The following is a 13374-nucleotide window of genomic DNA, read 5'->3' on the forward strand; positions in this document are numbered from 1 at the left end:
CTCGTCCGGTCCGGTGCCGCGGCCGGCAGGCGCGAGCGCGTCGCGCTTGCCCCTGCCTCGCGGCGATCGACCGGAGTGCGCCGTTGCGCCGGGTCCGGTCCCATGCAAAACGTCGGCCGGACCGGGTCCGTCACGACCCGGCCCGATCCGTCGCCAAACTTATCCGTTCATCCGGCGAAACACGGTCGTGCCGCCGCGTACGACCTGTTCGCACAGCGGCCGGCCGATCCAGTACGCCAGCTCGGCCAGCGAGCCGACCGACCAGACGGCGAAGTCGGCCTGGCGACCGACCTCGAGCGCGCCGTGGCGATCCGCGCGGCCGAGCGCCGCGGCCGCATGGCGCGTGACGCCCTGCAGCACCTCGGGCACCGTCATGCGGAACAGCGTGCAGCCCATGTTCAACGTCAGCAGCAGCGATTCGAGCGGCGACGTCCCCGGGTTGTGATCGGTCGCGAGCGCGATCGGCACGCCGTGCTTGCGCAGCAGCTCGATCGGCGGCAGTTGCGTTTCGCGGATGAAGTAGTACGCGCCGGGCAGCAGCACGGCGACCGTGCCGGCCGCCTTCATCGCCTCGATGCCGGCTTCGTCGAGAAATTCGAGGTGATCGGCGGACAGCGCACGGTAACGCGCGGCGAGCGCCGTCCCGCCCGCATTCGACAGTTGCTCCGCATGCAGCTTCACCGGCAGCCCGCGCCGCGTCGCGGCCTCGAACACGCGCTCGGTTTGCGCGAGCGAAAAGCCGATGCGTTCGCAGAACACGTCGACCGCGTCGACGAGCCCTTCGTCGGCCAGCGTCGGCAGCATGCGGTCGCACACTTCGTCGATGTACGCATCCGCGCGCCCCGCATATTCGGGCGGCAGTGCGTGCGCGCCGAGGAAGGTCGTATGGACGGTGACCGGGAAGCGTTCGCCGAGCTGGCGCGCGACGCGCAGCATCTTGCGCTCGCTCGCGAGGTCGAGCCCGTAGCCGGACTTGATCTCGATCGCGGTCACGCCTTCGGCGAGCAGCGGCTGCAGGCGCGCGGCGGCCTGCACGAACAGCGTCGTCTCGTCGGCCGCGCGCGTCGCGCGCACCGTCGACACGATCCCGCCGCCCTGCCGCGCGATTTCCTCGTAGCTGACGCCCGCGAGGCGCTGCGCGAACTCGTCGGCACGCGTGCCGCCGTACACGAGATGCGTATGGCAGTCGACGAGGCCCGGCGTCACCCACGCGCCGTGCAGGTCCTCGCGCCGCCAGTGCGCATAACCGTGCGGCAGCGCGGACAGCGCGCCGAGCCACGCGATCGTGCCGGTTTCGTCGACGGCGATCGCCGCGTCGTCGATCGTCTCGTCGGGATGGCCGTGCGGACACAGCCTCAGGTGATGCCAGACAGTCGGTTTCATGCGTTCAGTCTCGTTCGCCGACGGCAAGCGAGACGGCGAGCAGCGCGCCGCCTCCGCTCACGACGACGTCAAACGCACGCCGCGGCCCGTCGAGCCGCAACGTGTCCATGTCTTGCAGCGCGTAGTGCGTGCCGTCGAGGTCGACGCCCACCGCACCGGCCGCGCAAAACAGCAGCACGGTATCGGCCGGCGCAAGGCGGTGAGCCCCCGCGCGCCACACGTCGAGCGTGCCACGCGCGGCCGAACGGCGCGTCATCAGGTTGAAGTCGCGCGTCGCGCCGTCGTGCAGCGTCGCGTCGATCGCCGTCTCGCCCGCGAAATCCGCACGGGCCAGCGGTGCGTCGAGCACGTGCCGCGGGCCGCCCGCCTCGGCGAGCGTCATGCCCGCGCCGGACAGCAGCACGAGCGTGCGGTCGATCCCGTCGAAACGCGAGAACGGGCCGGCCGTGCCGACGTCCGCGACGCTCACGCGCCACGCGAACGCATCGAGTGCCGCGCCGGGCGGAAACGCGCCGATCTCGCGCGTCACGCCGCCGCCGTTCTTCCACGGCGACGCAACGAGATCCGCCGCGCGGATCATCGTTGCGTGCAGCGGCGCCTGGTCGAGCGCCGTCATGCTCAGCGGCCGAGCATCGGCAGCTTCAGGCCGGCTTCGCGAGCCGTCTGCTGCGCGAGTTCGTAGCCGGCATCCGCATGGCGCATCACACCCGTGGCCGGATCGTTCAGCAGCACGCGGCCGAGACGCTCGTGCGCGTCGGCGGTGCCGTCGGCGACGATCACGACGCCCGAGTGCTGCGAGAAGCCCATTCCGACGCCGCCGCCATGGTGCAGCGACACCCACGATGCACCGCCCGCGGTATTCAGCAGCGCGTTCAGCAACGGCCAGTCGCTGACGGCGTCCGAACCGTCCTTCATCGATTCCGTCTCGCGGTTCGGGCTCGCGACCGAACCGGTGTCGAGGTGGTCGCGGCCGATCACGATCGGCGCCTTCAGTTCGCCGTTCTTCACCATCTCGTTGAACGCCTGGCCGAGGCGGTAGCGATCCTTCACGCCGACCCAGCAGATCCGCGCCGGCAGGCCCTGGAACGCGATGCGCTCACGCGCCATGTCGAGCCAGTTGTGCAGGTGCGGATCGTCGGGGATCAGCTCCTTCACCTTCTGGTCGGTCTTGTAGATGTCTTCCGGATCGCCGGACAGCGCGACCCAGCGGAACGGACCCTTGCCTTCGCAGAACAGCGGGCGGATGTACGCCGGCACGAAGCCCGGGAAGTCGAACGCGTTCTCGACGCCCATTTCCAGCGCCATCTGGCGGATGTTGTTGCCGTAGTCGAGCGTCGCCGCGCCGCGTTCCTGCAGCGCCAGCATCGCGCGCACCTGGACGGCCATCGACTGCTTCGCAACCTTCACGATGCTCTGCGGATCGACCTTCTGCGCTTCGCGCCATTGCGCGACGGTCCAGCCTTGCGGCAGGTAGCCGTTGATCGGGTCGTGCGCGCTCGTCTGGTCGGTCACGCAGTCCGGCGTGATGCCGCGCTTGACGAGTTCCGGGAACACGTCGGCCGCGTTGCCGAGCAGGCCGATCGACACCGGCTTGCCGGTGCGCTTCGCTTCGTCGATCATGGCGAGCGCTTCGTCGAGCGTCGTCGCCTTCTTGTCGACGTAGCGGGTCTTCAGGCGGAAGTCGATGCGCGTCTCGTCGCATTCGACCGCGATCATCGAGAAGCCGGCCATCGTCGCGGCGAGCGGCTGCGCGCCGCCCATCCCGCCCAGGCCGCCCGTCAGGATCCAGCGGCCCGACGGATCGCCGTTGAAGTGCTGGTTCGCGACCGAGAAGAAGGTTTCATAGGTGCCCTGCACGATGCCCTGGCTGCCGATGTAGATCCAGCTGCCGGCCGTCATCTGGCCGTACATCATCAGGCCCTTGCGGTCGAGCTCGTGGAAGTGATCCCAGTTCGCCCAGTGCGGCACCAGGTTCGAGTTCGCGAGCAGCACGCGCGGCGCATCCTTGTGGGTGCGGAACACGCCGACCGGCTTGCCCGACTGGATCAGCAGCGTTTCGTTTTCCTCGAGATCCTTCAGCGACGCGAGGATCTGGTCGTAGCATTCCCAGTTGCGCGCAGCACGCCCGATGCCGCCGTACACGACGAGCGCATGCGGATGCTCGGCGACTTCCGGGTCGAGGTTGTTCTGGATCATCCGGTAGGCCGCTTCGGCCAGCCAGGTCTTGCAGGTCTTCTCGCTGCCGCGCGGCGCGCGGATCGTGCGCGTCGGATCGAGACGGGGATCGATGTGTTTCGGATGGTTCATGACGACTGCTCCCGAAGGAAAATGACTATCAAATAGGAATCAGAAATGCCCGGTGAAGCGATAACGGCTGCCGGGATGCCACAGATTCGCCACCGAGGCGACGACGCCCTGCGACCAGGTGCGCCGATGTAAAACCAGACACGGCTCGACGTCGTCCATCCGCAGCTGCTCGCGCCGCTCCGGCGCCGGGGCCGCCGCTTCGATCCGGTACTCGACGCGCTGCAGCGGCGCCGCGCGCATCAGGTACAGGTTCGGCGTCGTGTTCGTGAAATCCTGCTCGGCGTAATCCGGCGCGACCGCCGGATTCACCCATCGTTCTTCGAGCTGCACCGGCTCGTCGTTCTCGAAGTGCAGCACCTGCGAATGAAACAGCTTGGTGCGCACGGCCACCTGCATCTCGTCGGCGAGGGCATCGTCGGCGCGGATCGTGTCGAGCCCGAGCACGCTGGCGCGGTACGCATGCCCGCGCGCGCCGACTTCCTCGGAGATGCTGCGGATCGCGACCAGCGTCGACTCGTACTTCGGCCGCGCGACGTAGGTGCCCGCGCCCTTCATGCGCGTGAGCACCTGCTCGGCCGTCAACTCGCGCAGCGCGCGGTTGACGGTCATGCGCGCCACCTTGAACTCGCGCGCCAGCTCGTTCTCGGACGGCACCTGGTCGCCCTCCTCCCACTCGCCGGCATGGATGCGGGCCAGGATGAAATCCTTGATCTCCTGGTAGACCGGCGCACTCATCGGCTTACTGTTCCGATGCGAACGAGAACGGCGCGACCTTCGCGAACGCGCGCTCGCCGACCAGCTTCGCGATCACCGCGATGTCCGGTGCGAAGTAGTGGTCGAGTTCGTAGTGCGCGACCTGGCTGCGGATCGTCTCCATCACCGGCGCGAGCTTCGGGCTCGTGTGGTACGGCGCGCGCAGGTCGACGCCCTGCGCGGCGGCCAGCAGTTCGATCGCGAGGATGTGCTTCGTGTTGTCCGCGATGTCGGCGAGCTTGCGCGCGGCGAACGTCGCCATCGACACGTGGTCTTCCTGGTTCGCCGAGGTCGGCAGCGAGTCGACCGACGCCGGGTGCGCGAGCGTCTTGTTTTCCGATGCGAGCGCGGCTGCCGTCACGTGAGCGATCATGAAGCCGGAGTTCACGCCGCCGTCCTTCACGAGGAACGGGGGCAGGCCCGACAGCGTCGCGTCGATCAGCAGCGCGATGCGGCGTTCGGCCAGCGCACCGATTTCCGATGCGGCGAGCGCGAGATTGTCGGCCGCGAACGCGACGGGCTCCGCATGGAAGTTGCCGCCCGACAGCACTTCGCCGGTGTCCGGGAAGATCAGCGGGTTGTCCGAAACGGCATTCGCTTCGACCAGCAGCACGTCGGCCGCATGGCGCATCTGGTCCAGGCACGCGCCCATCACCTGCGGCTGGCAGCGCAGGCTGTACGGGTCCTGCACCTTGTCGCAGTCGCGGTGCGACTGGTTGATCGGCGAGCCTTCGAGCAGTTCGCGGTACGACGCGGCCGCGTCGATCTGGCCTTGATGGCCGCGCAGTTCGTGGATGCGCGCGTCGAACGGCTTCACCGAGCCGGCTGCCGCGTCGACCGACAGCGCGCCGGCGACGAGCGCCGTGCGGTACAGGTCTTCGATCGCGAACATGTTGTCGAGCGCCAGCGCGGTCGACGCCTGCGTGCCGTTCAGGAGCGCCAGGCCTTCCTTCGCCTGCAGCGTCAGCGGCGCGAGGCCCGCGACGCGCAGGCCGTCGAGGGCGCTCGCCCGTTCGCCGCGGATGAACACTTCGCCGACGCCGAGCAGCACGGCCGACATGTGCGCGAGCGGCGCGAGGTCGCCCGACGCGCCGACCGAGCCCTTCACCGGGATCAGCGGCAGCACGTCGGCGTTGAACAGCGTGATCAGCGCATCCATCACTTCACGGCGGATGCCCGAGTGGCCGCGGCCGAGGCTCGACAGCTTCAGCGCCATCAGCAGGCGCACCGACGAACGCGCCATCGGCTCGCCGACGCCGACCGCGTGCGACAGCACGAGGTTCTTCTGCAGCAGTTCGAGCTGGTCGTGCGGGATGTGGGTGCTGGCCAGGCGGCCGAAGCCCGTGTTGATGCCGTAGGCCGGCTCGCCCTTCGCGGCGATGTCGGCGACGGCCTTCGCGCCGGCGTCGATCTTCGCGAAGCTCGCCGGATCGAGCTTCAGTTGCACGGATTCGCGTGCGATCTGGCGCAGTTGCGGGAGGGTCAGATGGCCGGGGGTCAACGTAATCATGTGAGCAATCCTGTCTAGACAAGTTCGGAATGGATTGAAGTGTAGCCACGTCAACTTGTCTAGACAACCCGTTTTTCACCGAATTCGACTCGGGAGTTTCCCTGATGTCCGGCGCGGCCCGCCCGGCCGGCCGGCGACGCACGGGGCTTAACATGTGTTGCAATTATTTTGTTTTTGGCAACATACGGATCACCACTCGCCCCGGAGACCGTCATGCCCTTCCCGTCCCGCTTCGCCGCCCGCCTCGGCCGCTCCCTGCTCGTCGCCGCATGCGTGCTCGCGTGCGGCGCATCCGTCGCCGCGGAACCGCTGTCCGGCACGCTCGAGAAGATCCGGCAGGCCAACCTGATTTCGATCGGTCATCGCGAAACGTCGGTGCCGTTCTCCTACGTCGATGCGAGCGGCAAGGTCATCGGCTTCTCGCAGGACCTGTGCGATCGCGTGATCGCCGCGGTGAAGGCGCGCACCGGCAAGCCCGATCTGCAGGTGCGCTTCATTCCGGTCACGTCGCAGAACCGTATTCCGCTCGTGCAGAACGGCACCGTCGATCTCGAATGCGGCGTGACGACCAACCTCGCCGCACGCCATGCGCAGGTCGCGTTCTCGACCACCTTCTTCGTCGCGACGACGCGCCTGCTCACGCGCACCACGTCGGGCATCCGCGACTTCCCCGATCTGGCCGGCAAGACGGTCGTGACGAACCAGGGCACGACGTCCGAACGCCTGCTGCGCAAGATGAACGAGGAAAAGAAGATGAACATGCAGATCATCAGCGCGAAGGACTACGGCGAAGGGCGCCTCACGCTCGAATCGGGCCGCGCGGCCGCTTACATGATGGACGACGTGCTGCTCGCGGGCGTGCGCCAGCTCGCCGCGAAACCGGCCGACTGGCGGCTCGTCGGCACGCCGCAATCGTCGGAAGCCTACGGGTTCATGCTGCGCAAGGACGATCCGCAGTTCAAGGCGCTCGTCGACGGCGTGCTCGTGCAGTTGATGAAAAGCGGCGAGATCGACGCGCTGTACGACAAATGGTTCATGAAGCCGGTGCCGCCGAAGGGGCTGTCGTTCGACTTCCCGATGAGCGACGTGATCAAGGCGCGCTATGCGGCGCCGAACGACGCGCCGCTCGAGTAAGCGCCGCGCGTCGACCCCGGCTTACGCGCGCGTCCACGCGACGCATGCCGCGTAGCCGGGCGCCGCGTCGAGCCACGCCGCGTCGAACGCCGCGACGCCGGCAGCAGGCGCGGCCGGCTCGACGATCGTCGTCGCGGGCGTCGTGGCGTCGCGCGGCGGCACGACCGCGAACGCGCGCAGCCCGCCGACGATGCCGGTGCCGAGCGCCTTGAGCAGCGCCTCCTTCGCGGACCACACCCGCATGAATTCGCGCTCGCGCGTGCCGCCCGGCAGGCTGTCGAGATACGCGACCTCCGCGGGGGCGCACACTTCGCGCGTCAGCGCGCGCCAGTCGGCCGCGCGGTTGCAGCCCTCGATATCGACGCCGACGCGGCCTGCCGGCGCCCACGCGATCAGCGCATGATCGCCTGCGTGCGATACGTTGAAGTCGAGCGACGCGCGATGCGCGCGGTCCAGCGACGGCCGCCCCGATGCGTCGACGACGATCGCGACCGCTCGTGGTGCGATGCCGAGCGCCGCGCCGAGCACGTCGCGCAGTGCGGCGCGCGTCGCGGCGCTGCGTACCGCATCCTCGTGCCGCAGGAAGCGCGCGGCGCGTGCGCGCTCGTCGCCGCTCAGCGCCGCATACGCGGGCGACGCGAGCGGCACGCGCCAGTCGAAATCGACGCGCGCGATCCGCACGCCGGCGCGCGCCGCGGCGGGCGGCACGTCGAGTGCGTGCACGCGCCATGCGCGGGGCGTTTCAACGGGAGAAGCGGAATCGGACGGAATGGACATCGGCGCGCGGCAGCCTGTGCTGTGAAACGAAACGTCCGATGTTAATCGATCGCGGCCGCCCGAGGCCGCCGCGACACGATCGGGAATTGAACGGGGGCGGCGTGACGCGTTCGTGTCTGCCCCCCGATCACCCGTTCGCGGCCCTACCCGGCACGCCGCTTCCCGTCACTCGTCCACGCGAAGCCGGATGCAGCGCATGTACGGCGCCCGGCGCGTCGGCGGGCAGCACGCCGTGTTGCAGCCAGTACAGCGCGACGGGCCACAGCGTATCGGTGAAGCGGCTGTGGAAAAACGCGAAATGGCCGATCGCGTCGACGCCGATGTCGGCCGGCGCGATCCGCAGATGCGTGACGTTGCTGCCCGTGTAATAGCCGACCAGCCGCTCGATCGCGTCGACCGTGCCGAACGCGTCGTCGTCGAGGCCGATCGCAAGCATCGGCGCCGACAGCCCCGCGAAGCGGGCCGGCAACGCGGCGCGGCTCGCGCCGCTGTCGTCGAGCTCGCGGCCGATGTAGCCGTCCTCGAAACGCGGCTGCGAACGCGCCCACGACAGCGCGATACCGCGCGGCGTGTCCTCCATCCAGCCGAGCCGCTTCGCGGGCACGTAGCCGAACACGGCCGCGAGCGCCGGCATCGCGACATGCCACTTCCACCACATGCGGCGCCGCTCGGCCGGCAGGTAATCGCGCCAGTACGCATACTGCGCGCCGACGGTCACCGCATGCCGCACATGCACGTTCGATGGCGCGAGGCCGAGCACGCAGCCGCCGATGCTGTGCGCGACCACATCGAGCGGCTGGCCCGGAAACGCGTCGCGCGCGTAGTGCAGCGCGGCCTCGCAATCGAGCCGCCCCCAGTCGAGCCAGTTCGCGCGCAGCTTCGCAAGCTGCGCCGGGCGCGACCCGCCGATGCCGCGATAGTCGTAGACGAGCACGTCGCGCCCTTGCGCGAACAGCCAGGCCGCGAAGCGGAAGTAGTAGTCGCAGCGCACCGACGTCGCGCAATTGATCACCGTGACCGGCCGCACGGCGCCGCCGCCGCGATGGCGCCAGACGTGGCCGCGCAATGCGTAACCGTCGGCTGCGCGCAGCGTCACGGGCTCGGGCGGCAACGCCCCCGCCGCGCGACTGCCCTGCGCCGCCGCCCCGCCTGCTTCGTTCGAAATCGTCATCGTGTCTCCTGTCGACCTCAGTTAGCGCTTTGGCGCTTACTGAAGTCCCATGCATGGCTGTCGGTCCGAGTGAGCGCTTCAGCGCCGATTCGGACCCGATGCATCGCGGTCGGCCCGGTGGGCGCTTCGGCGCCTGCTCGGCCCCTTCATTCGCGATCAACCGGCCTCCATTGAACTTGACGCGTGCCGCGTTCTCAACCAATCTTGCTGCTCCGTTCGCATGAGTCACGCGCATGTCAACGCCACTCGTCCGTCTCCCGTCGCTCGATCTCGTCCGCGGTTTCGTCGCCGTCGGCCGCCGCATGAGCATCACGCTCGCCGCGCAGGACCTGTGCGTCACGCAGTCGGCGGTCAGCCGTCAGATCCATGCGCTCGAAGCGCATCTCGGCGTCGCGCTGCTGCAGCGCGGCTACCGGAAGATCGCGTTCACGCCGGAAGGCGAGCGACTGTTCCGCGTCGCCGATGCCGCGCTGCACGGCCTGCAGGACACCGTCGCGTCGCTCGCCGCCGCGCGCGAGCGTCAGCCCGTGACGATCACCGCCAGCATCGGCGTCACCGCGCTGTGGCTGCTGCCGCGGCTCGGGCGACTGCAGGCGCGGCTGCCCGGGATCGACCTGCGCGTCGCCGCGAACGACAAGGTACTCGATTTGCGCGCCGAAGGCATCGACCTCGGCATCCGCTACTGCCCGCGCGAGCGCGCGCCGGCCGGCGCGCTGCGCCTGTTCGACGAGATCGTCGTGCCGGTCGCGCACCCCGCGCTCGCTGCGCGGCCGGTCACGAGCGCGGCCGCGATCGCCGATCACGTGCTGCTCGAATTCGACGGGCCGCCGCAACCGCAACTGCAGTGGCACGCGCATCTGCATGCGGCCGGGCTCGACGACGCGCGCCCGAAAGGCGTGCTGCGCTTCAACCAGTACGACCAGGTGATCCAGGCCGCGATCGCCGGCCAGGGCATCGCGCTCGGCCGGCTCGCGCTGGTCGCGCCGATGCTCGCCGACGGCCGGCTCGCGGTGCTCGGGCCGCACACGCAGACGCTGTCGGAAACGTACGGCTACTGGCTGTTCCAGCACGATCCGGCCCCGCGCCGCGAAGTCGCCGACGTGCGCGACTGGATGCTCGCCGAAGCGGCCGAATGCGACGCGGCGATGCACGCGCACGATACGACGTCGGCCTGAGCCGGCCGCGCGGAGACCCGTGCGGGCAGGCAAGCGCGCCCTCGCATTCCCGTTGCGCATGCGAACCTGACCGAATGATCGCTTGAGCGACGGCAGCCGCGATCGTCTAATCGGATCGAGCGCGGCCGTTTCGCCGCGCGCCTTCATCCGGAGACACGCATGACCCCGATCGAGCAGGAAGTCCGGCGCCGCTGGCTGCCCGTGCTGGCAGGCGGCCTGATCATGGGCGCCGCGCTCGGCATCCGTCACGTGCAGGGCCTGTTCCTCGCGCCCGTGTCGCTCGACCACGGCTGGTCGCGCGAAGCGTTCGGGCTGGCGCTGGCGCTGCAGAACCTGATCTGGGGCGTCGCGCAGCCGTTCACCGGGATGGTGGCCGACCGCTTCGGCTCGGTGCGCGTGATCGTCGCCGGCATGCTGCTGTACGCGGCCGGGCTCGTCACGATGGCGCACGCGGCCACGACCGGCCTGTTCACGGTCGGCGCCGGCCTCGTGATCGGCATCGCGCTGTCGGGCTCGGCGTTCGCGTCGATCTACGGCGCGCTGAGCCGCCTGTTTCCACCCGACCGGCGCGGCTGGGCGCTCGGTGTCGCCGGCGCGATCGGCGGGCTCGGCCAGTTCTGCATGGTGCCCGTCGCGCAGGCACTGATTGGCGGCATCGGCTGGCGCCACGCGTTCATCGCGCTGGCGCTCGTCGCCGCGCTGCTCGCGCCGCTCGCGGTGCTGCTGCGCGACCGGCCCGCGCAGGTGGCCAGCGCCGCCGCCGGCCCCGACCAGTCGATCGGCGAAGCCGTGCGCGAGGCGTTCGCGCATCGCGGCTTCTGGCTGCTGAACGCGGGCTTCTTCGCGTGCGGCTTCCAGCTCGCGTTCATCGCGACGCACCTGCCCGCGTACCTGCTCGACCACGGACTGCCGGCGCGCCACGCGAGCGTCGCGCTCGCGCTGATCGCGCTGACCAACGTGGCCGGCACCTACGCGTGCGGCCATCTCGGCGGGCTGCTGCGGCGCAAGTACGTGCTGTCGGTGCTGTATCTCGTGCGCGCGCTCGCGATGGCCGCGTTCGTCACCGCGCCGCTGTCGCCCGCGAGCGTCTACGTGTTCGCGGCCGTGATGGGGTTCACATGGCTCGGCACGGTGCCGCTGACGAACGGCGTGATCTCGCAGGTGTTCGGCGTGCGCTACATCGCGACGCTGTTCGGCTTCGTGTTCTTCGGGCACCAGCTCGGCAGCTTCTTCGGCGTGTGGCTCGGCGCGCTCGTGTACGACGCGACGCATTCGTACCTGCCGCTGTGGCTCGGCTCGATCGCGCTCGGCGTGCTCGCGGCGCTGCTGCACCTGCCGATCGACGACGCGCGCGTCGCCCGCCCGGCGTCGGGCCGCGCGGCATGGGCCTGATCCGTGCGGCCCTGACCGCCGGCACGCTCGCGTTCGTCGCGTGGTGCGGCGCGGCCTACTTCGGTTCCGACGTCGCCTACGCGCTGCTCGAGCACGTCGCGTTCTGCAATTGAGGCGGCGAACCGCGGCGTACGGTCAGCGGCGCTTCGGCAACGCGGTCAGCGCGTCCAGCGCACGGGCACGCGCGGCCGCGTGTTCGACGAGCGGCGCCGGATAGTCGATGCCGAGCCGGATGCCGGCCGCTTCGAGCGCCAGCGGCGACGCTTCCCACGGCGCATGGATCGACGCATCGTCGAGGCCGGCAAGCTCGGGCACCCAGCGCCGTACGTACGCGCCGTCCGGATCGAACTTCTGCCCCTGCGCGACCGGATTGAAGATGCGGAAATACGGCGCGGCATCGGCACCGCAGCCAGCCACCCACTGCCAGCTCGCCGCGTTGTTCGCGGGATCGGCGTCGACCAGCGTATCGCGGAACCATGCTTCGCCCGCGCGCCAGTCGATCAGCAGGTGCTTGATCAGGAACGACGCGACGACCATCCGCACGCGGTTGTGCATCCAGCCGGTCGTCCACAGCTCGCGCAGGCCCGCATCGACGAGCGGGTAGCCGGTCCGGCCGCGCTGCCATGCACGTAACGCGGCGGGATCGTCGCGCCACGGCATCGCATCGAATTGCGCGCGGAAGTTGTCGGTCGCGAGCGTCGGGAAGTGATACAGCAGCGTGTAGCTGAATTCGCGCCAGCCGAGCTCGCTCAGGAACTTGTCGGCATCGGCCGCGTATGCCGCGCCGCCCGCGCTCGCCGCGCCCTGCACCGCATGCCACACCTGCCTGGGCGACACGTTGCCGAAGCGCAGGAACGGCGACAGCCGGCTCGTCGCCGGGCGGTCGGGACGGTCGCGCGCATCCGCATAGCCGGCGAGCGATGTCGTGAGAAACGCATCGAGCTGTGCATGCGCACCGGCTTCGTCGGGCGCCGGCCACGCATCGCGCAGTCCGCCGGCCCAGTCCGGCGCATGCGGACGCAACGCGAGCGCGTCGAGCGCCAGCGCGCGGTCGCGCACGGCCTTCGGCCACGAATGAAACACGATCTGCCCGGGTGCCGGCAGCGGCGCGGCGACAGCGCGATCGCGGCGCGCCGCGCGCCAGTACGCGGTGAATACCTGATACGGGCCGCCACTGCCCGTCAGCACCTCCCACGGCTCGTTCAGCAGGCTGCCGTTGCTGCTCTCGACCGTCACGCCGCGCGCCTTGAGCGACGTCTTCAGCGCCGCGTCGGCGTCGCGCTGCGGCTGCGCATAGCGGCGGTTCCAGTACACGGCCGCCGCGCCCGTGTCGCGAACGAGTCGCTCGATCTCGCGCTGCGCGTCGCCGCGCAACAGCAGCAGGCGCCCGCCATGCCGCGCGAGCGCGGCGTCGAGCCCCGCCAGCGACCCGTGCAGCCACCAGCGCGCCGCCCCGCCGAGCGCGGGCCCGGCGCCGGCGCCCGTGTCGTCGACGAAGACGCACACGAGCGGCCGGCCGGATTCGACCGCACGCGTCAGCGCGGGCTGATCGGTCACGCGCAGATCGTCGCGGAACCAGACGATCGCGGGAGCAACGGACGACTGGGCGGGCACGGGCACCTCGATGACGAAAGCGAAAAGAGATGCGTATTGTCGCGGCTGCGCGGCGCGGTGTCGACGCCGCCGACGGTCGGGCCAATCCTGCCGCCCCGCCGCGCCCGGTGAAACGCCTTAGTCCGTTCCGACGATTCTTCACCGTGCGCGCCGGCCTA

12 protein-coding genes are annotated in these 13374 nt (G+C 70.0%); 4 read left to right on the forward strand and 8 right to left on the reverse strand.

The genetic code is table 11. The annotated features are described in order from the left end of the window. Nucleotides 1–159 precede the first annotated feature (159 nt). Genes hutI through hutH form a run of 5 tightly spaced genes read right to left on the reverse strand, consistent with a single transcriptional unit; the run spans nucleotide 160 to nucleotide 5953 of the window. Nucleotides 160–1383: an imidazolonepropionase gene (gene hutI / locus H0X95_RS20035; protein WP_006488078.1), complete on the reverse strand. Its 1224-nt coding sequence runs from the start codon at nucleotides 1381–1383 to the stop codon at nucleotides 160–162. A 4-nt stretch (nucleotides 1384–1387) separates the two neighbouring features. Continuing rightward, nucleotides 1388–1999: a HutD/Ves family protein gene (locus tag H0X95_RS20040; protein WP_059721197.1), complete on the reverse strand. Its 612-nt coding sequence runs from the start codon at nucleotides 1997–1999 to the stop codon at nucleotides 1388–1390. 2 nt (nucleotides 2000–2001) lie between these two features. After that, nucleotides 2002–3690: a urocanate hydratase gene (gene hutU, locus H0X95_RS20045; RefSeq protein ID WP_006488101.1), complete on the reverse strand. Its 1689-nt coding sequence runs from the start codon at nucleotides 3688–3690 to the stop codon at nucleotides 2002–2004. Nucleotides 3691–3729: 39 nt separating this feature from the next. Beyond that, the gene (hutC, locus tag H0X95_RS20050) at nucleotides 3730–4425 is read right to left on the reverse strand and encodes a histidine utilization repressor (protein WP_006488107.1); all 696 of its coding nucleotides are present in this window, start codon (nucleotides 4423–4425) and stop codon (nucleotides 3730–3732) included. 4 nt (nucleotides 4426–4429) lie between these two features. Further along, entirely contained in the window at nucleotides 4430–5953 is a 1524-nt protein-coding gene (gene hutH, locus H0X95_RS20055; RefSeq protein ID WP_006488089.1) for a histidine ammonia-lyase, read from the reverse strand. Between the two features lie 213 nt (nucleotides 5954–6166). Here hutH and H0X95_RS20060 point away from each other — a divergent pair, with 213 nt between their 5' ends. Then, nucleotides 6167–7087, forward strand: coding sequence for a glutamate/aspartate ABC transporter substrate-binding protein (locus H0X95_RS20060; RefSeq protein WP_059721196.1), 921 nt, complete (start codon nucleotides 6167–6169; stop codon nucleotides 7085–7087). A 21-nt stretch (nucleotides 7088–7108) separates the two neighbouring features. On the opposite strand, the gene H0X95_RS20065 is transcribed toward H0X95_RS20060, so the two are convergent. Then, nucleotides 7109–7864, reverse strand: a complete 756-nt coding sequence (locus H0X95_RS20065; protein ID WP_059721195.1) for a 4'-phosphopantetheinyl transferase family protein — start codon at nucleotides 7862–7864, stop codon at nucleotides 7109–7111. A gap of 127 nt (nucleotides 7865–7991) precedes the next feature. After that, on the reverse strand, nucleotides 7992–9035 hold the full coding sequence (locus H0X95_RS20070) for an alpha/beta hydrolase family protein (protein WP_034201535.1): 1044 nt from the start codon (nucleotides 9033–9035) through the stop codon (nucleotides 7992–7994). 233 nt (nucleotides 9036–9268) lie between these two features. Here H0X95_RS20070 and H0X95_RS20075 point away from each other — a divergent pair, with 233 nt between their 5' ends. The 3 genes from H0X95_RS20075 to H0X95_RS36195 all read left to right on the forward strand — a co-directional run bounded on the left by H0X95_RS20075 (nucleotide 9269) and on the right by H0X95_RS36195 (nucleotide 11715). Further along, entirely contained in the window at nucleotides 9269–10210 is a 942-nt protein-coding gene (locus H0X95_RS20075) for a LysR substrate-binding domain-containing protein (RefSeq protein WP_006497790.1), read from the forward strand. 159 nt (nucleotides 10211–10369) lie between these two features. After that, a complete protein-coding gene (locus tag H0X95_RS20080; protein WP_059721194.1) occupies nucleotides 10370–11602 on the forward strand; it encodes an MFS transporter in 1233 nt (410 codons plus the stop codon). Next, a complete protein-coding gene (locus H0X95_RS36195; protein WP_006488066.1) occupies nucleotides 11593–11715 on the forward strand; it encodes a hypothetical protein in 123 nt (40 codons plus the stop codon). The genes H0X95_RS20080 and H0X95_RS36195 overlap by 10 nt, the downstream gene beginning before the upstream one ends. A 22-nt stretch (nucleotides 11716–11737) precedes the next feature. Here the strand turns inward: H0X95_RS36195 and H0X95_RS20085 are convergent, their stop codons facing one another. Next, on the reverse strand, nucleotides 11738–13216 hold the full coding sequence (locus H0X95_RS20085; RefSeq protein WP_058901627.1) for a cryptochrome/photolyase family protein: 1479 nt from the start codon (nucleotides 13214–13216) through the stop codon (nucleotides 11738–11740). Nucleotides 13217–13374: the final 158 nt, after the last annotated feature.

This window comes from Burkholderia sp. 9779_493 (assembly GCF_015712215.1).
Lineage (GTDB): Bacteria > Pseudomonadota > Gammaproteobacteria > Burkholderiales > Burkholderiaceae > Burkholderia > Burkholderia cenocepacia.

Bases quoted from the DNA above. Each gene is read 5' to 3' on its own strand.
- H0X95_RS36195 (WP_006488066.1), top strand. From the start codon at position 11,593: ATGGGCCTGATCCGTGCGGCCCTGACCGCCGGCACGCTCGCGTTCGTC.
- H0X95_RS20070 (WP_034201535.1), bottom strand. From the start codon at position 9,035: ATGACGATTTCGAACGAAGCAGGCGGGGCGGCGGCGCAGGGCAGTCGC.
- H0X95_RS20080 (WP_059721194.1), top strand. From the start codon at position 10,370: ATGACCCCGATCGAGCAGGAAGTCCGGCGCCGCTGGCTGCCCGTGCTG.
- hutC (WP_006488107.1), bottom strand. From the start codon at position 4,425: ATGAGTGCGCCGGTCTACCAGGAGATCAAGGATTTCATCCTGGCCCGC.
- hutU (WP_006488101.1), bottom strand. From the start codon at position 3,690: ATGAACCATCCGAAACACATCGATCCCCGTCTCGATCCGACGCGCACG.
- H0X95_RS20075 (WP_006497790.1), top strand. From the start codon at position 9,269: ATGTCAACGCCACTCGTCCGTCTCCCGTCGCTCGATCTCGTCCGCGGT.
- hutI (WP_006488078.1), bottom strand. From the start codon at position 1,383: ATGAAACCGACTGTCTGGCATCACCTGAGGCTGTGTCCGCACGGCCAT.
- H0X95_RS20040 (WP_059721197.1), bottom strand. From the start codon at position 1,999: ATGACGGCGCTCGACCAGGCGCCGCTGCACGCAACGATGATCCGCGCG.
- H0X95_RS20065 (WP_059721195.1), bottom strand. From the start codon at position 7,864: ATGTCCATTCCGTCCGATTCCGCTTCTCCCGTTGAAACGCCCCGCGCA.
- hutH (WP_006488089.1), bottom strand. From the start codon at position 5,953: ATGATTACGTTGACCCCCGGCCATCTGACCCTCCCGCAACTGCGCCAG.
- H0X95_RS20060 (WP_059721196.1), top strand. From the start codon at position 6,167: ATGCCCTTCCCGTCCCGCTTCGCCGCCCGCCTCGGCCGCTCCCTGCTC.